The sequence below is a fragment of the Streptomyces sp. 135 genome (assembly GCF_020026305.1).
Lineage (GTDB): Bacteria > Actinomycetota > Actinomycetes > Streptomycetales > Streptomycetaceae > Streptomyces.
This window is the reverse complement of record NZ_CP075691.1, coordinates 3,534,189-3,558,410: the sequence shown is the minus strand read 5'-3', so window position 1 is coordinate 3,558,410 and position 24,222 is coordinate 3,534,189. Positions and strand designations below refer to the sequence as shown.

General features: G+C 72.8%; 16 protein-coding genes, 1 tRNA gene and 1 pseudogene. 10 read left to right on the top strand and 8 right to left on the bottom strand.

Features of this window, described 5'->3' with window-relative positions; all coding sequences use genetic code 11:
* Window positions 1-70: 70 nt before the first annotated feature.
* A tRNA-Gln gene (locus KKZ08_RS15915) sits at window positions 71-143 on the bottom strand.
* Window positions 144-352: 209 nt separating this feature from the next.
* Here KKZ08_RS15915 and KKZ08_RS15910 point away from each other — a divergent pair.
* A complete protein-coding gene (locus KKZ08_RS15910; protein ID WP_223775078.1) occupies window positions 353-1,681 on the top strand; it encodes a histidine kinase in 1,329 nt (442 codons plus the stop codon).
* A gap of 250 nt (window positions 1,682-1,931) precedes the next feature.
* Here the strand turns inward: KKZ08_RS15910 and KKZ08_RS15905 are convergent, their stop codons facing one another.
* Together KKZ08_RS15905 and KKZ08_RS15900 are read right to left on the bottom strand one after the other, a co-directional pair.
* Window positions 1,932-2,450: an SUKH-3 domain-containing protein gene (locus KKZ08_RS15905; RefSeq protein WP_223775077.1), complete on the bottom strand. Its 519-nt coding sequence runs from the start codon at window positions 2,448-2,450 to the stop codon at window positions 1,932-1,934.
* A 62-nt stretch (window positions 2,451-2,512) separates the two neighbouring features.
* Complete coding sequence (locus KKZ08_RS15900) at window positions 2,513-3,094, bottom strand: YwqJ-related putative deaminase (protein WP_223775076.1); 582 nt, start codon at window positions 3,092-3,094, stop codon at window positions 2,513-2,515.
* Window positions 3,095-3,422: 328 nt separating this feature from the next.
* On the opposite strand from KKZ08_RS15900, the gene KKZ08_RS15895 reads away from it, so the two are divergent.
* The 3 genes and pseudogenes from KKZ08_RS15895 (at window position 3,423) to KKZ08_RS15885 (ending at window position 8,973) form a co-directional block, all read left to right on the top strand.
* Entirely contained in the window at window positions 3,423-4,418 is a 996-nt protein-coding gene (locus tag KKZ08_RS15895) for an SMI1/KNR4 family protein (RefSeq protein ID WP_223775075.1), read from the top strand.
* 7 nt (window positions 4,419-4,425) lie between these two features.
* A pseudogene (locus KKZ08_RS15890) lies at window positions 4,426-7,746 on the top strand (SUKH-4 family immunity protein).
* Between the two features lie 324 nt (window positions 7,747-8,070).
* Entirely contained in the window at window positions 8,071-8,973 is a 903-nt protein-coding gene (locus tag KKZ08_RS15885) for a cellulose-binding protein (RefSeq protein WP_223775074.1), read from the top strand.
* On the opposite strand, the gene KKZ08_RS15880 is transcribed toward KKZ08_RS15885, so the two are convergent.
* On the bottom strand, window positions 8,970-10,631 hold the full coding sequence (locus KKZ08_RS15880) for an MDR family MFS transporter (protein WP_223775073.1): 1,662 nt from the start codon (window positions 10,629-10,631) through the stop codon (window positions 8,970-8,972). The genes KKZ08_RS15885 and KKZ08_RS15880 overlap by 4 nt on opposite strands.
* A gap of 341 nt (window positions 10,632-10,972) precedes the next feature.
* On the opposite strand from KKZ08_RS15880, the gene KKZ08_RS15875 reads away from it, so the two are divergent.
* A complete protein-coding gene (locus KKZ08_RS15875; RefSeq protein WP_223775072.1) occupies window positions 10,973-11,791 on the top strand; it encodes an ABC transporter ATP-binding protein in 819 nt (272 codons plus the stop codon).
* The gene (locus KKZ08_RS15870; RefSeq protein ID WP_223775071.1) at window positions 11,788-14,370 is read left to right on the top strand and encodes an FtsX-like permease family protein; all 2,583 of its coding nucleotides are present in this window, start codon (window positions 11,788-11,790) and stop codon (window positions 14,368-14,370) included. Before KKZ08_RS15875 ends, KKZ08_RS15870 begins: the two co-directional genes overlap by 4 nt.
* 68 nt (window positions 14,371-14,438) lie before the next feature.
* Here the strand turns inward: KKZ08_RS15870 and KKZ08_RS15865 are convergent, their stop codons facing one another.
* Window positions 14,439-15,893, bottom strand: a complete 1,455-nt coding sequence (locus tag KKZ08_RS15865) for a DUF2079 domain-containing protein (RefSeq protein WP_223775070.1) — start codon at window positions 15,891-15,893, stop codon at window positions 14,439-14,441.
* A 299-nt stretch (window positions 15,894-16,192) separates the two neighbouring features.
* Here KKZ08_RS15865 and mfd point away from each other — a divergent pair, with 299 nt between their 5' ends.
* On the top strand, window positions 16,193-19,723 hold the full coding sequence (gene mfd, locus KKZ08_RS15860; RefSeq protein ID WP_223775069.1) for a transcription-repair coupling factor: 3,531 nt from the start codon (window positions 16,193-16,195) through the stop codon (window positions 19,721-19,723).
* A 22-nt stretch (window positions 19,724-19,745) separates the two neighbouring features.
* Here the strand turns inward: mfd and KKZ08_RS15855 are convergent, their stop codons facing one another.
* Both KKZ08_RS15855 and KKZ08_RS15850 read right to left on the bottom strand, forming a co-directional pair.
* Window positions 19,746-20,195: a nuclear transport factor 2 family protein gene (locus KKZ08_RS15855; protein ID WP_223775068.1), complete on the bottom strand. Its 450-nt coding sequence runs from the start codon at window positions 20,193-20,195 to the stop codon at window positions 19,746-19,748.
* Between the two features lie 136 nt (window positions 20,196-20,331).
* Window positions 20,332-20,763 (bottom strand): hypothetical protein, encoded by a 432-nt coding sequence (locus KKZ08_RS15850; protein WP_223775067.1) that lies wholly within the window; start codon window positions 20,761-20,763, stop codon window positions 20,332-20,334.
* Window positions 20,764-20,902: 139 nt separating this feature from the next.
* Between KKZ08_RS15850 and KKZ08_RS15845 the strand changes: the two genes are divergently transcribed.
* The 3 genes from KKZ08_RS15845 to KKZ08_RS15835 all read left to right on the top strand — a co-directional run bounded on the left by KKZ08_RS15845 (window position 20,903) and on the right by KKZ08_RS15835 (window position 23,334).
* On the top strand, window positions 20,903-21,616 hold the full coding sequence (locus KKZ08_RS15845) for an MOSC N-terminal beta barrel domain-containing protein (protein ID WP_223775066.1): 714 nt from the start codon (window positions 20,903-20,905) through the stop codon (window positions 21,614-21,616).
* Window positions 21,613-22,350 (top strand): HNH endonuclease family protein, encoded by a 738-nt coding sequence (locus KKZ08_RS15840; RefSeq protein ID WP_223775065.1) that lies wholly within the window; start codon window positions 21,613-21,615, stop codon window positions 22,348-22,350. Before KKZ08_RS15845 ends, KKZ08_RS15840 begins: the two co-directional genes overlap by 4 nt.
* A gap of 237 nt (window positions 22,351-22,587) precedes the next feature.
* A complete protein-coding gene (locus tag KKZ08_RS15835; protein WP_223775064.1) occupies window positions 22,588-23,334 on the top strand; it encodes a GNAT family N-acetyltransferase in 747 nt (248 codons plus the stop codon).
* A gap of 1 nt (window position 23,335) precedes the next feature.
* Here the strand turns inward: KKZ08_RS15835 and KKZ08_RS15830 are convergent, their stop codons facing one another.
* The gene (locus KKZ08_RS15830; protein ID WP_223779072.1) at window positions 23,336-24,076 is read right to left on the bottom strand and encodes a hypothetical protein; all 741 of its coding nucleotides are present in this window, start codon (window positions 24,074-24,076) and stop codon (window positions 23,336-23,338) included.
* Between the last annotated feature and the right edge of the window lie 146 nt (window positions 24,077-24,222).

Here is a 24,222-nt window from a genome sequence, read left to right as displayed (position 1 = left end):
CCGGGGCGTAGGGGGGCGGAAATGGGGGCGGGTCCTGACCGTGGCGGTCAGGACCCGACTAAAAGTGCAGCTCCCCCATCAGGATTCGAACCTGAACAGACGGTACCAAAAACCGCAGTGCTGCCTGATTACACCATGGGGGATGAAACTCGACTAAACCGGACATCCGGTCAGGTTGCCGAGTCGGCCCCCAACACTATGCCGTACCAAGGCCCTTCGACGCGACGGTGGAGATCGGCACTTTGCCCGGCGTGGATCACGGGCGGCTCGTCGGCACCGGGACCCGGCGGCTGGATCACCGCACCGGAAACTCACCGGAAAACCGGGGAGGAACGCCCGTACGCTGGAAGGCATGACCACGACGGGGGACGACCACACCGCGGCCTTGACCGGGCCGTGGTGGTGGGAGAGGCGGCTCGGGGCCGCGTTGGATGTGGGGCTCGCGGCGGTGTCCGCGGCGGAGTGCGGGGCCGAGGGGATCGCGTTCGCGAAGGACGCGGGGCTGCCGACGGCCGTGGGTGTCGGCTTCGGGGTGCTCGCGGGCTCCTCGCTGCTCTTCCGCCGCCGCTGGCCCGTCGCCGTGGTGCTGATAGCCATCGCGATCACGCCCGCCCAGATGGGCTTTCTGCTGACGATCGTCGGCCTGTACTCGCTGGCGGCCTCGGAGCTGCCGCGCCGGATCACGGGCGCGCTCGCGGCCATGTCGATGGCGGGGACGCTGATCGTCGCGCTGGTGCGGGCCAGCCGGGATCTCGCGGAGGAGGGGGCGCATCCGCCGATCGGCAGCGAGTTCGTGCCGTTCTTCGCGGTGGCCGCGGCGATCGGCGTCACGGCTCCGCCGGTGCTGCTCGGGCTGTATGTGGGGGCGCGGCGGCGGCTGATGGAGAGCCTGCGGGAGCGGGCGGACGATCTGGAGCGGGAGCTTCAGCTCCTTGCCGAGCGGGCGGAGGAGCGCGCGGAGTGGGCGCGGGGCGAGGAGCGGACGCGGATCGCCCGCGAGATGCACGACGTGGTGGCGCACCGGGTGAGTCTGATGGTGGTGCACGCGGCGGCGTTGCAGGCGGTGGCGAGGAAGGACCCGGAGAAGGCGGTGAAGAACGCGGCGCTGGTCGGTGACATGGGCCGGCAGGCGCTGACGGAGCTGCGGGAGATGCTCGGGGTACTGCGTACGGGCGACGGCGGCGGGCGCGCGCAGCCGGTGGAGCCGGTGCCGTTGGCCGCCGTGGGGTACGCGGCGGCGGCCGCGGCGTCCCGTGCGGTGGACGAGGACGGTCCGTGCCTGGCGGAGCTGGACGAGCTGGTGGGGCAGTCGCGGGCCGCGGGCATGGCGGTGGACCTGTCGGTGGAGGGGGAGCCGCGTGGCTATGCCGCCGATGTGGAGCAGACGGCGTACCGCGTGGTGCAGGAGGCGTTGACCAACGTCCACAAGCACGCGGCGGGCGCGAAGACGTATGTGCGGCTCGCGCACCGGGCTGCGGAGATCGCGATGCAGGTGGAGAACGAACCGCCGCCGGAGCCCGGCTCGACGACGGATGCGCGGCTGCCGAGCGGCGGCAACGGCCTGGTGGGCATGAAGGAGCGGGTCACGGGGCTCGGCGGAGTCTTCGTGTCGGGGCCGACGGACGGGGGCGGTTTCCGCGTGTCGGCGGTGTTGCCGGCGGCGGTTCCGGGGGTGGGGTAGGGGCGGTGCCGCGGGGCGCCTGGGGTGCGTCTTGGGGGCGGGGCCGCGGGGGTATGTCCGTGCTCGCCATCTTGGCGCGGGCGATTTGCTGCTTCGGGGCCCTTATGACCACCACTGTGCTCCGCGCGCACATACCCCCACGTCCCCTCGGGCCGACTGGCGACTGCGGGCCGGTGTCGGCTCATGGCCTCCCTCGGGCCCACGTTCGACTGCGGGCGCCGGGAACGGGCTCGTTGCGGACCGCTGGGGGTCAGGTTGCTGAGAGTCGGGTTGGCTGGGCGCCGGTGATCAGGGTGGCCAGGGCCTGGTCGAGGTGGGCGCCGAGGAACCAGTCGCCGCTGTGGTCGAGGCTGTACACGCGGCCGTCGGCGTCGATGGCGAGCAGCGCCTGGGTGTCCGTCTCCTCGCCGATGGGGCACACCTCGGAGTCGAGGGCGCGGCCGAGGTCACCGAGGGTGCGGGCGAGGTGGAGGCCGTACATCGGGTCGAGGTGGATGGTGGCCGGGGCTATCTGGCGGCCGGGGCCCTGCGGGGTGATGTGCAGCCCGCCGAATTCCGCCCAGGCCTCGACGGCGGCGGGGAAGACGGCGTGGCGGTGTCCGGCGGGTGAGGTGTGGCGGCGCAGGACGTCGGCCCAGATCTCGGCCTGCTTGATGTCCCAGTGTCCCGGCCGCCAGCCGGCCGCGCGCAGGGCGGCGTCGACGGGGACGGGGAAGCGGGTGCTGCCGCCCGCAGGGACGGCGGTGGCGGTGCTGTGGTCGGCGTGCATGGGGTGGCCCTTGTTCGGTCGGGGCGGTCGTGGCGGTCGGGGGGGGCGTGGACGGGCGACGGTCAGGCTCCGGTCGCCGTCGGGTCCACGACCCGTACGCCGAAGTGCGCCGTGAGGGCGGTACAGGAGCGGCAGAGCGGCGCGAAGGAGCCGTGCAGGGGGTCGCCGTCCTCGCGGATCCGGCGCGTGGTGAGTCTGGCGTGCTTGAGGGCCTTGCGGGCCTCGCCGTTGGTCATGGGCTTGCGCGCGGCCCGCTTGGAGCGGCTCGCGTCCGCCGCCGTGAGATGGCGCGAGATGAGGATGGCCTCGGCGCAGCGGCCGGTGAAGCGTTCGCGCTGGCCGCTGGTGAGGGTGTCGAGGAAGTCCTGGACGAGCGGGTGCAGCGCGGGTGGTTCCTCGCCGCGGCCCGCGGTGCAGGTGAGCGTGGTCTGGCCGCGTACGGAGAGCGCGGCGGCGACGGTCGGCAGGATGCCGTCGCGGCGCTGGCGCAGGATGGGCGCGAGGGCGGCGGTACTGCTCCAGCCGACGCGTGGGTCGCCGGAGGCGGCCGCCGCCTCGACGGCGGCGGATCTCGCCGTGGATGGCGTGGTGGCCGCCGTCGTGGACAGCGTCTGACCGGTCGTGCCGCTCTGTGCCGTGTGCATCGTGCTGTTGTCCCTCCCCCTGCTCGCGGCCGTCACCGCTGTGCCACGCCCCCGCGTCGCGGGGGACAGCCTGTCAAACGGGGCGGGTGATGCGGAAGCTGGGGCACTGCGACACGCCTGGCTTTGAAGCGGTTTCGCCGCACGGTGACCGTCCGGTGGCTGCTGGTCATGGAACCGGAGGCCCGGTGACCCGTGTCGTCCTTACGCATAGGCTGTGTCGGCACCCGCGGGACCGAGAATCCGCGGAACCAGCATTCGCAGAAGCAGAAGCAGAAGCAGAAGCAGAAGCAGCATCAGAACCTTCACAGTGCCGCAGGGGGCAACCGCCATGACGACAGGTCGGCTGGGGCAGCAGTCCGCGCCGCCGAACGCGGCCTACGCCGGGCAGGTCGTGCACTTCCCGGATCCGGTCCGCGCCGCCCGCCATCCCAGAGGGGTGCGGGTGGATGAGCGGGGCTATCCGGACTTCTCGGCCTACGCCCGGGCCGCCGCCGAGATCGCGGAGCCCCCGGAGGGCTTCGGTGTCGATGAACTGCGCCTGACGGACTACGTGTCGGCGAACGCGGCACTGGCCGCGGACGGCCATGACCTGTGGGACACGATTCCCGCCGTGGCGACTCCGCACGGCTGGACCTGGCACCACGTGCCGGGCAGCCGCAGGCTCGAGCTGGTGCCGGTCGAGGTGAAGGCGTTGCTCCGGCATCACGGCGGGATCGCGACGACGGCCGTGGATCACGAGAAGCGGGGGACGCGCCCGCTCCAGGAGACGCGGCCCGCGCACTTCGCCCTGCCGAAGACGTCGGTCGCGGTGACCGAGCAGCAGGTGCAGGGCGTCGAGGAGGACCTGGGGTACCGACTGCCGGGTGCCTACCGTTCGTTCCTGAAGGCTGCGGGCGGTTGCGCGCCGGTCGGCGCGGCGCTCGACGCCGAGTTGGGGCTGCTGGTGGACCAGCCGTTCTTCACGGTGCGCGACGAGGCCGCCGTCAATGACCTGGTGTACGTCAACAAGTGCCTGCGCGACCATCTCACCAAGGACTACCTGTGCGTCGGCTTCGTGCAGGGCGGGCTGCTCGCGGTGAAGGTCAAGGGCGAGCGAGCCGGTTCGGTGTGGTTCTGCGCGTACGACGACGTGCGCGACGTCTCGGAGGCGGCCGCGTGGCCGCCCGCGGAGCGCGTGCAGCGGTTGCTGCTGCCGTGCGGTGACGACTTCGACGCGTTCCTGGCCCGGCTCGCGGGCAATCCGCCGGAGCTGGAGACCGTGGCGAATCTGATGGTGGACGGCGGCTTCGCGCGCGCCGTTCCCGTGTCCTCGGCTGGGGAGTGACTAGGCGATGGTGACCTTCGCGCAGGCGCAGGAGCGCGCCGAAGAGTGGATCAACGGCGATGTGCCGGGCTACCAGCACCGCGAGGTGCGGGTGCGGGAGTTCGATCTCGGGTTCGTCGTCTGGGCCGAGGACCGCCAGGACGGTCCGGTGTCGGACGGCGGCGCCCAGCGGCTCGTCATCGCGCGGGACAGCGGCGAGGCCACGCTGTGGCCCTCGCTTCCCGTGGGTGAGGTGATCCGCCGGTACGAGGAGGAGTACGGCCTGCCGGACGCGGCACCGCAGGACGCGGCGCCGCCGCCTGTGGAGCGGGTCGACCTGAATCAGACGTCGTTCTTGCTGAGTCCTCCGGAGTGGCTCCAGGAGGCGGCGGACAAGATGGGCATCCCGGACCGCCGTTCGGGTACGTCCGCTGCGGATTCGGATTCGGATTCGGCTGCGGGTACGGGGGCGGGGGCCGGGGAGGCCTCCGGTGCCGGGAGTCCGGCGCCGCCGGCTCCCACGGACGCCGGGGCGCCCCTGCCTCCCGCCGCTCCCGGTGGCGGCACGCCGTGGCCCGAGGCCGGTGGTCAGGGCGATGACGACGAGCCCGCGTGGGACGACAGCCTGGCCGCCACGTCGGCGGGCACGCCCGCGGGGGCGACGCCGTGGGCCGGTACGGACACCAACGCCGACCCGGCCGAGGACCATTCGGTGCCGCTGCCCGCGACGGTGTTCTCGCCGCCGCTGTCCTCGCTGGGCGAGGACGACACCCCGCCGCCCGGTGTCGCGCCGGACGCCAAGACGGCGCTGATGCACGGCGGCAGCCATCTGCCCGCCACGGCGATCGCCCCGGCCCTGGACGGCCCGGCCACGCCCGCGCCGTCCGCTTACCGGCGGCTCCGCCCTCGCCCACCGGCGCGCCGACGCCTCCGCCGCCGGGGGGTGGCGCTTCGGCGTACGGCTATCCGCAGGGGCCCGGTGCGGCGGGGCCGCAGGGTGCGGTGGGTGTGCCCGGCGCTTCGGGCGCTTCGGGTGCTGTCGACGGCAACTCGCCGCAGCCGCCCGCTGGTTCGCCGGTTCCGCCGCCGGGGCCCGATGCTTCCGCGTACGGGTATCCGCAGGGTGCGCCGGGTGCCGCTGGGGTGAACGCGGCGCAGCCGTCCGCTGGTTCGCCGGTTCCGTCGGCGTCGGGGGCTGATGCTTCCGCGTATGGCTATCCGCAGGGTGCGCCCGTTGCGCCGGGTGCCGACGGCAACTCGCCGCAGCCGCCCGCTGGTTCGCCGGTTCCGCCGCCGGGGGCCGATGCCTCCGCGTACGGGTATCCGCAGGGGCCCGGTGTCGTCGGTGGGGCGACTCCGCCGCCGGTGGGGCCGCCCGGTGCGACGCCGCCGCCTCCGTCCGGGCCCGGCGCCCCCGGTACTCCTGCCGGTGGGTACGTCCCGACGCAGCTCGTCTCCTCCCTCGGCCCGGACGGACAGCCGTACCGCGCCGCGGCTCCCGGTGCGCCGCAGCCGCCTGGGCCCCCCGGGCCGCCCGGCGCGCCCGGTACGCCTCCCGGTGGTGTGCACCATGCCGCGACGATGTTCGCCGACCCGAGTCTCGGTGGTCCGGGTGGGATCAAGCCGCCGGGTGCGCCTCAGCCTCCCGGGGCGCCGCAGCCTCCTGGTCCGCCCGGTGCGCCGCAGCCTCCCGGGCCGCCCGGCGCGCCCGGTACGCCTCCCGGTGGTGTGCACCATGCCGCGACGATGTTCGCCGACCCGAGTCTCGGTGGTCCGGGTGGGATCAAGCCGCCGGGTGCGCCTCAGCCTCCCGGGGCGCCGCAGCCTCCTGGTCCGCCCGGTGCGCCGCAGCCTCCCGGGCCGCCCGGCGCGCCCGGTACGCCTCCCGGTGGTGTGCACCATGCCGCGACGATGTTCGCCGACCCGAGTCTCGGTGGTCCGGGTGGGACTGCCGCCGGGTGCGCCTCAGCCTCCCGGGGCGCCGCAGCCTCCTGGTCCGCCCGGTGCGCCGCAGCCTCCCGGGCCCCCCGGCGCGCCCGGTACGCCCGGTACGCCTCCCGGTGGTGTGCACCATGCCGCGACGATGTTCGCCGACCCGAGTCTCGGTGGTCCGGGTGGGATCAAGCCGCCCGGCGCGCCGCAGCCTCCGGGCCCTCCCGGCGCTCCCGGTGCCCCGCAGCCTCCCGGACCTCCCGGTGCTCCCGGCGCCCCCCAACCCCCCGGCCCCCCCGGCGGCGGCGTCCACCACGCCGCGACGATGCTGGCCGGTCCCGCGGTCGGCGGTCCGGGTGGGCCCGGCATGCCGCCGCCCCCCGCGCCCGTACAGCCCGGCCCGCCCGGACAGCCGTACGGCTACCCGCAGCCGCCCACCGGTCAGCCCACCGTGGGCCCCGGCTACCAGGCCGTGCTGCGCTACCGCGCGGCCGACGGCTCCGAGCAGCAGCTCATCCGCCGCTCGGCGCCCGGCACCCCGCACCCGGAGTGGCAGATCCTGCACGAGCTGCGCGGCATGAACGTGCCCCCGCAGCAGGTCCTGGAGCTCCACACCGAGCTGGAGTCCTGCGAGCTGCCGGGCGCGTACTGCGCCCGCATGATCCGCGAGACCTGGCCGCAGGCGCGGATCACGTCCATCGCCCCGTACGGCAGGGACCACGCGTCCCGCCAGCAGGGCATGCGGGAACTGATCGCGCACCAGGGAGAGTTGCACCAGGTCGCGGACGGCCCGGCGCGTCCGGCGCCCGTGCGCGTGCCGCTGCAGCAGCTGCCGCCCGCCCCGCCGATCCCGCCGGAGGGCGTGGCGCAGGAGCTGGCCGCGGCCTTCGGCCCGGGCGTGTTCCGCTTCGACCAGCGGGCGGTGTCGCGGCAGGGCGTGCCGGACATCGTGGCGCACACCCTCGTGGTGGCGGGCCTGCCCGTCGACTTCGGGCCGTTCTTTTGGGCGCAGGCCCAGCCGGGCCGGCCGGTGCCGACACTGGCGGAGCTCGCGCAGGAACGCGGGGTGCAGCCGGCGTCCGACGCGGGCTCGTACCTGGTGATGGGCAGCGACTTCGGGCGTGCGCTCTGCGTCCAGTACGGGACGGCGCACATCGTGGCGGTGCCGGTGGAGGCCGGCCCCGGCGGCGCCCCCGTACCGCCGCAGTTCGTGAACACGGGCCTGCCCGAGTTCGCGCGGTGCATGGCGCTGCTCGGCCGGATGTGGCGGCTGCGCTTCGGGCTCAACCAGGAACAGGCGGGCCGCTGGACCGTCGACTTCCAGAACCAGCTCGCGGCCCTGGACCCGGCGGCGCTCGCGTCGCCGGAGAGCTGGTGGTCGGTGCTCCTGGAGCAGATGTGGGACGGCCTGCTGTAGCGGGGCGGTACGGAGCCGGGGCGTGACCCGGCGGCGTACGGAAAAAGGCGCTCGACCTGTGCGACGGGTCGGGCGCCTTCTCACGTACGTGGCGAGGTGCTCGCCCATGTCTCGTCCATCTCTCGCCGTCTCGCGCCCATGTCTCGCCCATATGGACCTGGAGAGGGTGAACCGGCCGCTTGATTCCTCCTTCCGGCCGCGATTGCCGCATCCTTGACCTGTGGAGTGGGCGGAGTGTCGCGTTAGGGGTGCTTCCGTTGGATCCATCAAGATGTGCGCCCATCGTGCTCCACGCGCGAGGTACGTCGGAGAGGGGTTCCCAGGATGAGCAGCAGCGGTGCAACGTCGTCGCCGCACGGCTTCACCACCGTGCGCGGCCGCGGCTACCGTCCCCAGCAGGTGGAGGCGTACGCCGCCGGACTTTTCCAGGAACGGGACGAGGCGTGGGAGCGCGCCGCCCGGCTGACCGTCCTCGCCAAGAACATGGAGGCCGAGGCCGCCCACCTGCGCGAGGTGGTCTCCCGGCTCGCCCCGCAGACGTACGACAACCTCGGCGGGCGGGCCCGGCAGATCCTCACGCTCGGCGAGGAGGAGGCCGACGCCGTGCGGGAGGCGGCGCGGGCCGAGGCGCGGGCCGTCGCCGAGGAGGCCGGGGCCGCGGCACGTGAGGTGCGGGAGGCCGCCCGCGCGTACGCCGAAGAGGTGGGCGCGGAGACCGACGAATGGGTCGGGCAGCGGCTGCTGAAGGACCGCGCCACGGCGGACGAGGCCCGGATCTCCGCCCGGCGGGACGTGAAGGAGCGGCGCGGCGAGGCGCTCGCCGCCCTGCGGGAGATGCGCCGGCGGTGCCAGGAGCTGCTCGCCGAGCAGGAGAAGGAGCAGGCCGAGCGGTGGGAGGCGGCCGAGCGGGAGATCACCGAGCGGGAGGCGGCGTCGGAGGGACGTGACGCGGCGCGGATCGCCGCCGCCGAGGCGCGCCTTGCCGAGGTCGAACGGGCCTTCGCCGCGGCGGAGGAGGCGGCGCGGCACGGCCAGGAGGACGCGCAGGCGCGGGCCGCGGAGATCGTCGCGGGAGCGAGGCTGCGGGAGGAGCGGATCGCGCGGGAGACGGAGCGGGTCCTGCGGGAGCACGGCGAGGAGTGGGACGAGGTGCGGGCCCACATGGACCACGTACGCGGCAGCCTCGCGGCGCTCACGGGGCGGGCGCCGGCGGAGGATATCCCCTAGGGCGCTCCGTCGGGCTTTTGCCGTGTAGGGGACAACCGGTCGGGCTCGGGGGCCGGTTCACCGTGCCCGTCCCGATCGCCACCCGGCTCTTGCCCGTCGCCCGGGGTGCCGTCTTGGACCCCCTGTGACCCGTGTGTCTGCTGTGTCTGCTGTGACTCCTGTTCTTGTGGTTCCTGGAGGACCGGGAAGCGGCGCGGTGCCACGAAGAGCAGGACCAGCAGGGCCACTACGGCGGCGCACCCGGCGCCCACGTAGACCGCGTCGACCGCCGTGTCCACCGCCCGCCGCAGCCGCTCTGGGTCCGCCACCGAGCCGGGGTCGTCCAGGACGCGCGCCACCGAGTCGAGGGATCCGGAGCCGCCGAGCCGCGCGCTCAGCACGCCGTTGGCCACCGCGCCGAAGAGGGCGGCGCCCAGCGTCTGGCCGATCTGGCGGCAGAAGAGGATGGACGCGGTCGCCGTGCCGCGCTCGGCCCAGCCGACGGTGGACTGCACGCCGACGATCAGCGGCAGCTGGAAGAGGCCGAGCGCCGCGCCGAGGAGCAGCATGATCAGGGCCGGCTGCCAGGCCGCTCCGGGGTAGGGCAGCAGGGGGAAGGCGAGCAGGATCAGGGCCGCCGCCGAGATGCCGACGGCCGCGGTGTTCCGGAAGCCGATCCTGCGGTAGACGTGCTGGCTGAGCGCGGCGGTGACCGGCCAGCTCAGGATCATCACGGAGAGCACGAACCCGGCGGCGATCGGCGCGAGGCCGAGCACGGACTGGGCGTAGGTCGGCAGGAAGACCGTGGGGGCGACCATCAGCAGGCCGAGCGCGCCGAGGGCGAGGTTCACCGCGGCGATGGTGCGCCTGCGCCACACCCAGCCGGGAATGATCGGCTCCGCGGCCCGCCGCTCGATGAGGACGACGGCGCCCACCAGTGCGAGGCCGGTGGCGAAGAGGGCGAGGGAGGGCGCCGAGAGCCAGCCCCAGGCGACGCCGCCCTGGACGAGCGCGGTGAGCAGGACGCCGCCGCAGGCGAAGACGGCGAGCGCGCCGGGCCAGTCGACGCGGCCCCGCGCGAGCGTCTCGCGGGCCGGTTCGTGCAGGTGACGCACGATCAGCCAGAGGGCGACCGCGCCGATCGGCAGATTGATGAGGAAGATCCACCGCCAGTCCGCGTACGAGGCGATGAGGCCGCCGATGGCGGGGCCCGCGACCGCGGAGGTGGCCCACACGGTGGAGAGCTTCGCCTGGATCTTGGGGCGTTCCTTGAGCGGGTAGAGGTCGGCGGCGAGGGTCTGCACGGTGCCCTGGATGGCGCCGCCGCCCAGCCCCTGGACGACGCGGAAGGCGATGAGCGACTCCATGCTCCAGGCGAGGGCGCACAGCGCCGAGCCGAGCAGGAACAGCACGCTGCCCGCGATGAGCACGGGCTTGCGGCCGAAGGTGTCGGAGAGCTTGCCGTAGACGGGCAGGGTGACCGTGGCCGCGAGGAGGTAGCCGGAGAAGAGCCAGGAGAAGATCGGGAAGCCGCCGAGCGAGCCCACGATCTGCGGGACGGCGGTCGACACGATCGTGGAGTCGACGGCGGTCAGCGCCATGGCGAGCATCAGCGCGGCGACGACCGCGCCCCGCCCCCGTACCGCGCCCCGGCCCCGTATCGCGTCCTGCGTCCCCACGGCGATTCCTTCCCCCTGCACCGGTTGCTGCGGGCCACTTTCTCACCCGCCGGGGGGTGGGCGGCAGGGTGGCGCCGACCCTGAGGGGATCTCCACCGGCGGGTGGAGATCCCCTAGGGGAACCTCCGTACTTCGGACCGGGGAGGGTTCGTACCGCTGGAGGATGAGCGGGCCCTGACCGGTCTTTAGATTGGCTTTACGGCGCACCGCACGGTGGGGGTGGGGTTTTCCCCCGGATGAGACTGCGCTGAGCACCATCGCGCCGGAACCCATCGGCACACCAGACTTGTTCGTACGGCGAACACACCTGTTCTTCTCATGACCGACATAGGAGACTTACCGTGACAACGGCTGTGACCACACCCAGGCACGGGGGCACTGGAGGGCGTACGGCCGTGGCGGCACGGGCGCGCGACGTCGTGAAGGCGTACGGCTCCGGGGAGACCCGCGTCGTCGCGCTCGACGGGATCGACGTGGACATCGCCCGCGGGCAGTTCACCGCGATCATGGGCCCCTCCGGCTCCGGCAAGTCCACCCTGATGCACTGCCTCGCGGGCCTCGACACGGTGACGTCGGGGCAGATCTTCCTCGACGACACCGAGATCACCGGGCTCAAGGACAAGAAGCTCACGCGGTTGCGCCGGGACCGGATCGGCTTCATCTTCCAGGCGTTCAACCTGCTCCCGACGCTCAACGCCCTGGAGAACATCACGCTCCCGATGGACATAGCGGGCCGCAAGCCCGACCGCGCCTGGCTCGACCAGGTCGTGGAGACCGTCGGTCTCGCCGGGCGTCTCAAGCACCGCCCGACCGAGCTGTCCGGCGGCCAGCAGCAGCGCGTCGCGGTGGCCCGCGCGCTCGCCTCGCGGCCGGACATCATCTTCGGCGACGAGCCGACCGGAAACCTCGACTCCCGGGCCGGCGCGGAGGTGCTTGGCTTCCTGCGCCGGTCCGTGACCGACCTCGGCCAGACCATCGTGATGGTCACGCACGACCCGGTCGCCGCCTCGTACGCGGACCGGGTGCTGTATCTCGCCGACGGCCGGATCGTCGACGAGATGCACCACCCGACCGCCGACCAGGTCCTCGACCGCATGCTGCGTTTTTCTGGGGGACACCCCCAGACCCCCTCCTTCGACGCGCGGGGGCGCACGTCATGACCGTCCTCAAGACCTCGATGCGCAACTTCCTCGCGCACAAGGGCCGCATGGCGCTCTCCGCCGTGGCCGTCGTCCTGTCGGTGGCGTTCGTGTGCGGCACGCTCGTCTTCTCCGACACGATGAGCACCACCTTCGACAAGCTCTTCGCGGCGACCTCCGCCGATGTCACGGTCACCCCCAAGTCCGCCGGGGACGCGGGCGACGCGCCCCGCAGCGGCAAGCCCGAGTCGATGCCCGCCTCCGTGGTCGAGAAGGCCGGGAAGGTCGAGGGCGCCAAGGCCGCCGAGGGCGCCGTCAGCAGCCAGAGCGTGACCGTCGTCGATTCCGACGACAAGAACCTGAGCCCCAGCAACGGCGGCCCGACCATCGCGGGCAACTGGACGCGCAACGACCTGCGTTCGATGGACATCACCTCCGGTCACTCCCCGCGCGGGCCCACCGAGGTGATGGTCGACGCCGACACCGCCGACAAGCACGGCCTGAAGATCGGCGACGAGCTGCGCACCATCGCCGCCACCGGCGACCACACCGCGAAGATCTCCGGCATCGCCACCTTCAAGGTGACCAACCCCGGCGCCGCGATCGTCTACTTCGACACCGCCACCGCCCAGCGCGAACTCCTCGGCGCCACCGGCCGGTTCACGCACGTCAACCTCACCGCGGAAGCGGGCGTCAGCGACACCGCGCTGAAGGCGGAGGTCGCGACCGCCCTCGACAAGACCGCGTACGACATCAGGACGCAGAAGGAGACCGCGGACGAGAACCGCAAGGACGTCGGCAGCTTCCTCGACGTCATGAAGTACGCGATGCTCGGTTTCGCCGGGATCGCCTTCCTCGTCGGCATCTTCCTCATCATCAACACCTTCTCGATGCTGGTCGCCCAGCGCACCCGCGAGATCGGCCTGATGCGCGCCATCGGCTCCAGCCGGGGCCAGGTCAACCGCTCCGTGCTCGTCGAGGCGCTGCTGCTCGGCGTGTTCGGCTCCGTCCTCGGCGTCGGCGCGGGCATCGGCCTCGCCGTCGGCCTGATGAAGCTGATGTCCGGCATGGGCATGGAACTGTCCACCGGCGACCTCACCGTCGCCTGGACGACACCCGTGGTCGGCATGGCCCTCGGCATCGTCGTCACCGTCCTCGCCGCCTACCTCCCCGCGCGACGGGCCGGCAAGGTCTCCCCGATGGCCGCGCTGCGCGACGCGGGCACCCCGGCCGACGGCCGGGCCGGTGTCCCGCGCGCCGTCATCGGCCTGGTCCTCACCGGCGCCGGCGGCCTCGGTCTCTACGCCGCCGGGCAGGCCGACAAGGCCAAGGAGGGCTCGCTCCTCCTCGGCGGCGGCATCGTCCTGACCCTCGTCGGGTTCGTCGTCATCGGTCCGGTGCTCGCCTCCGGTGTCGTCCGCGTCCTCAGCGCGGTCCTGCTGCGGGCGTTCGGCCCGGTCGGGCGGCTGGCCGAGCGCAACGCCCTGCGCAACCCGCGCCGCACCGGCGCCACCGGCGCGGCCCTGATGATCGGCCTCGCGCTGGTCGCCTGCCTCTCCGTGGTCGGCTCCTCGATGGTCGCCTCCGCCACGGACGAGCTGGACAAGTCGGTCGGCGCGGACTTCATCGTCCAGTCCACCCAGCCCGGCGGCTTCATCACCCCGAAGGCCGCCGAGGCCCTGGAGAAGGCCGACCACATCGGCCACATCACCCGCTACCAGCAGATCAGGGCGGACCTGACGACCCCCGGCGGCAAGACCGCGGACGGCGTCGGCCTGAGCGCCGCCGACCCGACGTACGCCAAGGACCTGCGCCGCGAGACGGTCGCCGGTGAGTTGTCCGCCGCGTACGGGAAGAACGCCATGTCGGTCGGCGACGACTTCGCGAAGAAGTACGGCCTGAAGGTCGGCGACCAGCTGAAGGTCGCCTTCGAGCACGGGAAGACGGCCGAGCTGCGGCTCGCGGCGATCACCTCGGACGACAGCTCCGTCGACAAGGGCGCGATGTACACGAACATCACGACCCTGGAGAAGTACGTCCCGGCGGACCGGTTGCCGCAGAACGACATCATGTTCGCCACGGCCGCCAAGGGGCAGCAGGACGCCGCGTACCAGTCCCTGAAGGACTCCCTCAAGGCGTACCCGCAGTACGAGGTCATGGACCAGACCGACTTCAAGCAGACCCTGAAGGACCAGGTCGGCCAGATGCTGAACATGGTCTACGGCCTGCTCGGCCTCGCGATCATCGTGGCGATCCTCGGAGTGGTGAACACCCTCGCCCTCTCGGTGGTCGAGCGCACCCGTGAGATCGGCCTGATGCGCGCCATCGGCCTCTCGCGCCGCCAGCTGCGCCGCATGATCCGCCTGGAGTCGGTGGTCATCGCCGTCTTCGGCGCGCTGCTCGGCCTCGGCCTCGGGATGGGCTGGGGGGCGACGGCCCAGCAGCTGCTCGCCCTCGAAGGCCTGAAGGTCCTGGAGATCCCGTGGCCGACGATCATCGCGGTCTTCGTCGGATCGGCGTTCGTGGGCCTCTTCGCGGCGCTGGTCCCGGCCTTCCGGGCGGGCCGCATGAACGTCCTGAACGCGATCGCGACCGAGTAGCCACCGCTACGGGGGTGCGGGGGAAGCCGGCCCCGGGGGACACGTGTCCCCCGGGGCCGTCCGCCGTCTCAGGCCCTGCGCAGCAGCACGTAGCCGTAGGCGGTGTCCTCGGCGACGTACTCGGTGCCGGGGTGCAGCTTCTCGGCGTACGCGACCGGGTCCTTCGTCCAGCCGGAGCGGACGTCGAGCGCGATGTACCGGGGGACGACCGGGCGGGCCGAGCCGACCCAGAAGACGCGGGCGCGGGAGGTGAGCCTGCTGATGGGCCCTATGTTCGCCTCGACGGTGGCGCCGTCCGGGACCCGCTCCAGCATCCGCTCCACCGCCGCGACCTGCCCGCTCTTCTCGTACGTCTTCGCCTCGGTGAGGCCCGCGAGCGGCAGCGACGTCGTCAGGGCCAGCGCGGCGGCGGCCGCGCAGGCCGGCAGCCGGTCGGCGTACTCGCGCAGCCACCGCCGCCCGCCCCGGCGGAAGACGTCGACGGCGTCCACGAGGGCGAGCATCACCACCGGCATCAGGACGGCGCTGTAGTGCCAGTCGGTGCCCCAGTAGTGGTCGTCGCCGGACAGGAAGCGCCAGCCGAGGGTGGGCAGCGCGACCAGCAGCAGCGGCGAACGCAGGGCGAGCAGCCCGGTGGTGGGGATCAGCAGCCAGGCCAGGGTCCGCAGCTTGGTGTCGAGACCGCCGAACGCCCCGGCCGCCGCGCCGCCCTCCCCGACCTTGTCCCAGTAGTCGTACGCGCCCACCGAGTTGAAGGCAGGGATGATCAGGGTGAGCGTGACGACGGTGGCGACGGCCCCGAAGGCGGCGACGCCCAGGGCGTAGGGCACGGCCTTCGGCTGGACGCGGCGGGCCCGGACCGCCACCACCAGCGCGATGGCGGCGAGCGTCACCCCGAGGTCCTCCTTGACGAGGACCAGCGGCAGCGCCCACAGCAGCGCGGCCCGCCACCGCTGCCGCAGCAGGGCCTCCAGGGAGAACGCGATGAGCGGTACGGCGAAGCAGATCTCGTGGAAGTCGAAGTCGGCGGCGCGCTGGATGCCCCAGGACAGTCCGTACGCGACCCCCACCGCCAGTCCCGAGGCGCGGCCAAGGAGCCGGGTCGCGGCGCGCGTGACGGGGATCGCGGAGACGGCGAACAGCAGGGCCTGCGCGACGAGCAGCGTGACGGGGGAGGGGAAGAGGCGGTAGGCGGGCGCGAGGAGCGCGGTGACGGGGCTGAAGTGGTCGCCGAGGATGTTGGCGCCGGGCCCCTTGAGGTCGGCGACCGGCACCTGGAGGTGCGCGTAGGCCCGCACGGCCTGCTCGAAGATCCCGAGGTCCCAGGAGCGGCTCTCCATCCGGCGGTACCGGCTGACGGACACCACGGCGTAGGCGAGGAACAACGCCGCCGCGAGGAGATACGGGACGCGGTCCCAGACGCCGTGGCGCCCCGGGCGGGGGGCGGGCGGGGCCTGGTCCCGCGGCGGTATGAGCTCGTCGCCGCGCTCCAGGGCGGGGGCGTCGGGCTTGGCTCCGGGCATGGGGTGGCTTTCTGGTCGGCGAGGGGCGGGCAACCAGCCCCTCCGGCGTTCGAGGAGCGGGGTCCGGGGGGCGGAGCCCCGTGTCGGGGGCACGTGGGACCGTTTCCGTGTCATTGTGCGCCAGCGCGGGCCCCGGCTCACCCGGCGACCCCCGTGCCGGGCGCCGCCCCGCGCGGAGCGGGGCCGCGCCGCCCGCCCCGGAGTCGTACGCTGGAGGCCCCCGGCCCGTGCGACGTGCCGGGCGGTTCGCGTTGCCCACCCACTCCGGCTCACCCCGGTACCTGGACGGAAAGCCTTCCATGAGCCTGCACGGTCTGCTCGACGCTGTCGTCAAGGACGCGGCACTCGCCGAGGCGGTCAAGGCCGCCACCGACGGCAACCGCACGCACGTCGACCTGGTCGGCCCGCCCGCCGCGCGCCCGTTCGTGGTGGCGGCGCTGGCCCGCGAGTCCGGCCGCCCCGTCCTCGCCGTGACGGCCACGGGCCGCGAGGCGGAGGACCTCGCGGCGGCGCTGCGCACGATCCTGCCGCCGGACGGCGTCGTGGACTACCCGTCCTGGGAGACCCTCCCGCACGAGCGCCTCTCGCCCCGCTCCGACACGGTCGGCCGGCGCCTCGCGGTCCTGCGGCGCCTCGCGCACCCCCGCCCGGACGACCCCGAGACCGGCCCGGTCTCCGTCGTCGTCGCGCCGGTCCGCTCGGTGCTCCAGCCGCAGGTCAAGGGCCTCGGCGACCTGGAGCCCGTGGCGCTGCGCTCCGGTGAGACCACCGACCTGAACGCGGTCGTCGAGGCGCTCGCGGCAGCCGCGTACTCCCGGGTGGAACTGGTCGAGAAGCGCGGTGAGTTCGCCGTCCGCGGCGGCATCCTCGACGTGTTCCCGCCGACTGAGGAGCACCCGCTGCGCGTGGAGTTCTGGGGCGACGACGTCGAGGAGATCCGCTACTTCAAGATCGCCGACCAGCGCTCCCTGGAGGTCGCCGAGCACGGCCTGTGGGCGCCGCCCTGCCGCGAGCTGCTGCTCACCGACGACGTGCGGCAGCGGGCGGCGGCCCTCGCGGAGCAGCACCCGGAGCTGGGCGAGCTGCTCGGCAAGATCGCCGAGGGCATCGCCGTCGAGGGCATGGAGTCCCTGGCTCCGGTCCTGGTGGACGACATGGAGCTGCTGCTCGACGTCATGCCGAAGAACAGCATGGCCGTGGTCTGCGACCCGGAGCGGGTGCGCACCCGCGCGGCCGACCTGGTGGCCACCTCGCAGGAGTTCCTCCAGGCCAGCTGGGCGGCGACGGCCGGGGGCGGCGAGGCGCCGATCGACGTGGGCGCGGCTTCCCTGTGGGGCATCGCGGACGTCCGTGACCACGCGCGCGAGCTGGGCATGATGTGGTGGTCGGTGAGTCCCTTCGCCGCCGACGAGGAGCTGGACGACCAGACCCTGAAGCTCGGCATGCACGCCCCGGAGACCTACCGCGGCGACACCGCGAAGGCGCTCGCCGACACCAAGGGCTGGCTCGCCGACGGCTGGCGCACCGTCTACGTCACCGAGGGCCACGGCCCCGCCGCCCGCACCGTGGAGGTCCTCGGCGGCGAGGGCATCGCGGCCCGCCTGGACGGCGACCTCACCGAGCTGACGCCGTCGCTGGTGCACGTCTCCTGCGGCTCGATCGACTACGGCTTCGTCGACCCCGCGCTGAAGCTCGCCGTCCTCACGGAGACCGATCTCTCCGGCCAGAAGGCGGCGGGCAAGGACGGCCAGCGCATGCCGGCCCGCCGCCGCAAGACGATCGACCCGCTGACCCTGGAGGCCGGCGACTACATCGTCCACGAGCAGCACGGCGTCGGCCGCTACATCGAGATGGTGCAGCGCACCGTCCAGGGCGCCACCCGCGAGTACCTCGTCGTGGAGTACGCCCCCGCCAAGCGCGGCCAGCCCGGCGACCGGCTCTACATCCCCACCGACCAGCTGGAGCAGATCACCAAGTACGTCGGCGGCGAGGCCCCGACCCTGCACCGCCTGGGCGGCGCCGACTGGACCAAGACGAAGGCGCGTGCGAAGAAGGCGGTCAAGGAGATCGCCGCCGACCTCATCAAGCTCTACTCCGCCCGCATGGCCGCGCCCGGCCACGCCTTCGCCCCCGACACGCCCTGGCAGCGCGAGCTGGAGGACGCCTTCCCGTACATGGAGACGCCCGACCAGCTCACCACGATCGCCGAGGTCAAGGAGGACATGGAGAAGACGGTCCCGATGGACCGCCTGATCTGCGGCGACGTCGGCTACGGCAAGACGGAGATCGCGGTCCGCGCGGCCTTCAAGGCGGTGCAGGACGGCAAGCAGGTCGCGGTCCTGGTGCCCACGACGCTCCTGGTCCAGCAGCACTTCGGCACGTTCTCCGAGCGGTACTCCCAGTTCCCGGTCAACGTGCGGGCGCTCAGCCGCTTCCAGACGGAGACCGAGTCCAAGGCGACGCTCGAAGGCCTGCGGGACGGCTCGGTCGACATCGTCATCGGCACGCACCGCCTGTTCTCCTCCGAGACCAAGTTCAAGGACCTCGGCCTCGTCATCGTCGACGAGGAGCAGCGCTTCGGCGTCGAGCACAAGGAGCAGCTGAAGAAGCTCCGGGCCAACGTGGACGTGCTCACCATGTCCGCGACCCCCATCCCCCGTACGCTCGAAATGGCGGTCACCGGCATCCGCGAGATGTCGACGATCACCACGCCGCCCGAGGAACGCCACCCGGTCCTGACCTTCGTCGGTCCGTACGAGGAGAAGCAGATCGGCGCGGCGGTCCGCCGTGAACTGCTGCGCGAGGGCCAGGTCTTCTACATCCACAACCGCGTCGAGTCCATCGACCGCGCGGCGGCCAGGCTGCGCGAGATCGTGCCCGAGGCCCGCATCGCCACCGCGCACGGCCAGATGTCCGAACAGGCCCTGGAACAGGTCGTGGTCGACTTCTGGGAGAAGAAGTTCGACGTGCTCGTCTCGACGACCATCGTCGAGTCCGGCATCGACATCTCCAACGCCAACACCCTGATCGTGGAGCGCGGCGACAACTTCGGCCTCTCCCAGCTCCACCAGCTGCGCGGCCGCGTCGGCCGCGGCCGCGAGCGTGGCTACGCCTACTTCCTCTACCCGCCGGAGAAGCCGCTCACGGAGACCGCCCACGAGCGGCTCGCGACCATCGCCCAGCACACCGAGATGGGCGCGGGCATGTACGTGGCGATGAAGGACCTGGAGATCCGCGGCGCCGGCAACCTGCTGGGCGGCGAGCAGTCCGGGCACATCGCGGGCGTCGGCTTCGACCTGTACGTACGGATGGTCGGCGAGGCCGTGGCCGACTACCGCGCCTCGCTGGAGGGCGGGGTGGAGGAGGAGCCGCCCCTGGAGGTCAAGATCGAACTCCCGGTGGACGCGCACGTCCCGCACGACTACGCCCCCGGCGAGCGGCTGCGCCTCCAGGCCTACCGCGCCATCGCCTCCGCCAGCACGGAGGAGGACGTCAGGGCCGTACGCGAGGAACTCACCGACCGCTACGGCAAGTTGCCGGAGCCGGTGGAGAACCTCCTGCTGGTGGCGGGGCTGCGGATGCTCGCGCGCGCGTGCGGCGTCGGCGAGATCGTCCTCCAGGGCACCAACATCCGCTTCGCGCCGGTGGATCTGCGCGAGTCGCAGGAGCTGCGGCTCAAGCGGCTCTACCCCGGGACGGTCATCAAGGCGAACGCCCAGCAGATCCTGGTACCGCGCCCCAAGACCGCGAAGGTCGGCGGCAAGCCGCTGGTCGGCCGCGAACTGCTGGGCTGGGTGGGGGAGTTCCTCGCCTCGATTCTCGGGTCATAGCGGCCTCGGGCGTGCGCTGCCGTCAGGCGGCGCACGCCTCGGCTATCGACCGGCTGTTCTCGTAGAGGTGGTGCCGGGTGATCCGGCCGTCCTCCACGGTGAGCCGCAGCGCGAAGGGCCCCTCGAAGGACTTGCCCGTGGCCCGTACGGTGCCGGACAGGTGGCCCATCAGGACGGCGTCGGCGCCGTCCACCAGGAAGGTGTCGAGGGAGGCGCGGGCGTCCTCCGGGACGGTGTAAGCGGCCAGCTCCGCGGACTGGGCGGCGCATTCGGCGCCGGTGGAGCGCGGCCGTATCCACGGCACGCCGGGGTTCTCGGCCAGCATCCAGTCGACGTCGTCGGCGAAGAGCTCCACCATCCGCCCGGTGTCCCCGGCCAGGCGGGCCGCGAGGAACTCCGCCACGACGGCGCGGGTGTGCGCGGCGGTGCCGGCGGCGGGAGTCGGGGCGGTGGTGGCGTGCTCGGCGGTCATGGGGTTCTCCTCGGCTCCGGATCGGGCTGATGGCCTGATCCTGCCGGGGAGGCGGGGGAACGGTCGATTACCGCGGAGGTAATTCCCTGCGGGCCCGTTCCCGGGAGCCGACCGCGGGCCCGCCCCGGGAGCCACCTCAGTCCTTGTACAGCTGCTCGTCCTCGTCCCGGCACAGGCCGTGCGCGACGCCCATGATGCGGGAGGTCTGCTTCTTGGTCGTGCCGAGCCGGCGCGTGGACCTCGTGAACTGCTCGCCGAGGGCGGCGCCCCGGATGGTGCACAGCGCGTCGCCCTCCGCGACGAGCGCGTCGTCGGCGATGTGGTCGAGGTCCGGGTAGTGCTTGCGCAGCGTCTTCAGGTAGAAGGCGGCGGCCGGGCCCTTCAGGCCCCTTCCCCGAGGGCTGGCGGAGGCACTCGGCGCCGTCGGCGCGCCCGCTGCCGCCGAACTGCCCGCCGTCGCCGACGTGTTCGCGGACGGTGCGGAGGAGGTGTCGGACGAGCCGCAGGCCGTGGCGCCGACGGCGAGGGCGGCGAGCAAGAGGGCGAGCTGGGGCAGGCGCTGGTGCATGGATCTCCTGAAACGTGATTGATCAGCAGATATTACGGCTTCCGTCCCGCCGCTCCGGGCGGCGGAAGCAGACACGGTCCGCACCGCCCGGCAGCTACCGTGGAGGCCGCCAAGTCCGCCCAGGGGAGGGGAGAGCGCAGTGACGCTCAAGGTTGTGGGGCTGAGCCGGTTCCCGGTGAAATCGATGCTGGGTGAGGAGCACGACCGGCTGGAGTTCGACGCGCAAGGCGCGGTCGGCGACCGGCGGTGGGCCCTGCGTGACGCCGCAGGCAAGCTGGGCAGCGGGAAGAACACCCGGCGCTTCCGCCGTGTCCCGGGGCTCCTGGAGCACTACGCGGCGTACGACGGTGACGGCCTGCCCGTCATCACCGCACCGGACGGCGCGACACTGCGCCCCGGCGATCCGCGCATCCCCGAGCGCTTCGGCGACGGCGTCGAGCTGGTCCGTGAGGGCGAGAAGGGCCCGGAGAGCCACAAGGACGCCTCCGCCGTGTCCCTCATCGGCACGGCCTCGCTCCGCGCGCTCGGCGACCTGCTCGGTGACGCCGACCCCGTCGACGTACGGCGGCTGCGCAAGAACATCGTCGTGGAGACCGACGAACCCTGGATCGAGGAGAGCTGGGTCGGCCGCGAGATCGTCCTCGGCGGCGGCCGGGGCACGGAACCGCTGCGGCTGCGTGGCATCAAGCGCGTCACGCGCTGCGTCATGGTCACCCAGGCCCAGCCCGGCCTCCCCGTGGACAACCGCGTCCTCAAGACGCTCACCGCCGCGCGCGACATGTGCATCGGCATCCACACGGACGTCGTGACGCCCGCGCCGCTCGCCCTCGGCGACACGGTGGCCGTCCGGTGAACCGGCGCACCACCTCGGCCCTGCTCGCGCTGGCCGCCGTCCCCGCGCTGCTCACCGGCTGCGGCCTCGGCACCGGGGACACGGGGGAGGGCGGCGCCACGGGGGCCGGCGCCAAGGCGGGCTCCGCGCTGGCGGCCGTCGACACGCTCACGGTCAAGGGCCGCGCGCCCAAGACGGGTTATGACCGGGGCCGGTTCGGCAGTGCCTGGGCCGACACGGACTCCAACGGCTGCCCCACCAGGGACGACATACTGAAGCGGGACCTGACGGACGTCACGTATCAGCGCTCCGGTCAGGACGGGGAGTGCCGGGTCGTCTCGGGCAGGCTCGCCCCCGACCCGTACACCGGCAGGGACGTGACGTTCCGGCGCGGCCGCAGCCGGGTCGACATCGACCATCTCGTCGCGCTCTCGGACGCCTGGCAGAAGGGCGCCGCCCGGTGGGCGCCGGGCAAGCGCATCGCCTTCGCCAACGATCCGCTCAACCTCGTGGCGGTCGACGCGGGCCCCAACCGCAGCAAGGGCGACGGCGACACGGCGACCTGGCTGCCGCCGAACAAGGGCTACCGCTGTACGTATGTGGCCGGACAGGTGGCGGTGAAGAAGAAGTACGGGGTGTGGGTGACCGCGGCGGAACGGGACGCGATGAAGAAGGTCCTGTCGACCTGCCCGGCCGAGAACCTCCCGACCGGCACAGCCCCGACGGCTGCACCACCGCGCTTCCACGCCCGCTGACCCGGAGACGGTTTATGAAGTGGCCCTGAAGCGGCCCGGAAGCGGCCCGGAAGCGGCCCGGAAGCGGCCCTGAAAGGGGCGCGGGGAACTGCGCGACCAGCCCAAGACGAACCCGCAGACGGCCCCGAAGAGCCCCCCGCAGACGCCACCCCGCAAAAACGGCCCCGAAGCCACCCCGAAGCCACCCCACCGGAAACCCAATTCCGCCCACCCCGCGGGACGCGTACCGTGCGGCGCATGGACCTCAAGATCACCACCCTCGCCGAGCGCCCCGAACTCGCGGGCCCCCTCTGGAGCATGGCCGAGGACTGGCCGGAGTTCATCCTCCACGACCCGGTCGGCTGGTCACTGATCGGCCGCATCGTGGCGGACCTCCCCGAGTACGTCCTCGTCGCCACGGACGAGGACAGCACCAAGGTCGTGGCCCGCGCCTTCAGCGTGCCGCTCGCCCTGCGCCCCCGCGGGGAGCCCGCGCTGCCCGACGGCGGCTGGGACCAGGTCCTGCTGTGGGCCTTCTCCGACCTGCGGCACGGCAAGGAGCCGGACACGGTCAGCGCCATCGAGATAACCGTCGACGAGGCGGCGCGCGGCAAGGGCGTCTCCGCCCGGATGCTCGCCGCGATGCGGGACAACGCCCGCGCCCGCGGCTTCCGCGAGGTCGTCGCGCCCGTACGCCCCAACGCCAAGCACCTCGAACCGGCGACGCCCATCGACGAGTACGCCCACCGCACGCGCGAGGACGGCCTGCCCCACGACCCGTGGCTGCGGGTGCACGTCCGCGCGGGCGGCGTCATCGAGAAGGTCGCGCACGCCTCCATGACGGTGTCCGGGTCCACCGCGCAGTGGCGCGAGTGGACCGGGCTGCCCTTCGACAAGGAGGGGCCCGTCGAGGTGAAGGGCGCGCTGGTGCCGGTGCACTGCGAGCCGGAGCGCGGCTACGGCGTGTACGTCGAACCGAACGTGTGGGTCCGGCACACACTGTGACTCACAGCTTGTCGAGGTCGAGGACGTCGCCGGTCGGCGGCGTCGTCTTCACCGGCTTCTCGTAGTCGCCGAACGCCAGGGACTCGGTCTTGCCGCCCTCCTTCGTGTCGACCTTCAGCAGGTACGGCTTGCCCTCGGTGGCGACGTAGAGGGTGTACTTCGTCTTGCCGTCGCTCTCCGTCAGCTTGATCGCGGGTGTGCCGTCGACCGTGGTCGTACCGCCCCTGCGGGCCGCGGACTTGGTGCCCTTGAAGTCGGCGAGCAGGACGTCGAGGTCGCAGAACCCGGCGATCTCCTTGGCGTCGGCGCTCGTCGCCTTCGTCTTCACCCAGCGGTCGGCCATCATGTCCACCGCGGCCTGTACGTCGGCCTTGGGCTCCCCCTTGGTCTGGGCGCGCAGCAACTTCTCGTCGTACTTCATGTAGACGGTCTTGCCCGGGACGATCAGCTCGATCGAACCCTCTTTGTTCATGCCCATGGTGCCCGCGCACTTGCCCTTGGTGTCCATGGCCATGTCGAGCGAGATCAGCCCGGACGCCTCGTCCGTGACGTCGCCCTTGATGCTCAGGGACTTGGCGCCCGAGGTCGCGTCGACGGCCTTCTCGGCGATCTCGCCGCCGGACATGCCCGCGAAGGGCCCCTTCTCGCCCGCGCCGGCCTTGTCGTTCTCACTGCCGCAGGCGGTGAGTCCGGCCGTCGCGGCGGTGGCGAGGCAGACGGCGGCGATGGCGGTGCGGCGCAGGCGCAGGTGGTGACGCATGGGATCCCCCCAAGGGAAGTCGTTCGGTGGCAACATCACAGCAGATGTCTGTGAACCGAGTCAACACGAGTACATGTGAACCGTCGGTCAACAGCCGTGAAGCCTGCCGTGCGGATGATCGTCTGGAT

Coding starts and splice junctions, on each gene's coding strand:
- KKZ08_RS15910 (WP_223775078.1), top strand. CDS start 353: ATGACCACGACGGGGGACGACCACACCGCGGCCTTGACCGGGCCGTGG.
- KKZ08_RS15905 (WP_223775077.1), bottom strand. CDS start 2,450: ATGCACGCCGACCACAGCACCGCCACCGCCGTCCCTGCGGGCGGCAGC.
- KKZ08_RS15900 (WP_223775076.1), bottom strand. CDS start 3,094: ATGCACACGGCACAGAGCGGCACGACCGGTCAGACGCTGTCCACGACG.
- KKZ08_RS15895 (WP_223775075.1), top strand. CDS start 3,423: ATGACGACAGGTCGGCTGGGGCAGCAGTCCGCGCCGCCGAACGCGGCC.
- KKZ08_RS15885 (WP_223775074.1), top strand. CDS start 8,071: ATGAGCAGCAGCGGTGCAACGTCGTCGCCGCACGGCTTCACCACCGTG.
- KKZ08_RS15870 (WP_223775071.1), top strand. CDS start 11,788: ATGACCGTCCTCAAGACCTCGATGCGCAACTTCCTCGCGCACAAGGGC.
- KKZ08_RS15865 (WP_223775070.1), bottom strand. CDS start 15,893: ATGCCCGGAGCCAAGCCCGACGCCCCCGCCCTGGAGCGCGGCGACGAG.
- mfd (WP_223775069.1), top strand. CDS start 16,193: ATGAGCCTGCACGGTCTGCTCGACGCTGTCGTCAAGGACGCGGCACTC.
- KKZ08_RS15855 (WP_223775068.1), bottom strand. CDS start 20,195: ATGACCGCCGAGCACGCCACCACCGCCCCGACTCCCGCCGCCGGCACC.
- KKZ08_RS15850 (WP_223775067.1), bottom strand. CDS start 20,763: ATGCACCAGCGCCTGCCCCAGCTCGCCCTCTTGCTCGCCGCCCTCGCC.
- KKZ08_RS15835 (WP_223775064.1), top strand. CDS start 22,588: ATGGACCTCAAGATCACCACCCTCGCCGAGCGCCCCGAACTCGCGGGC.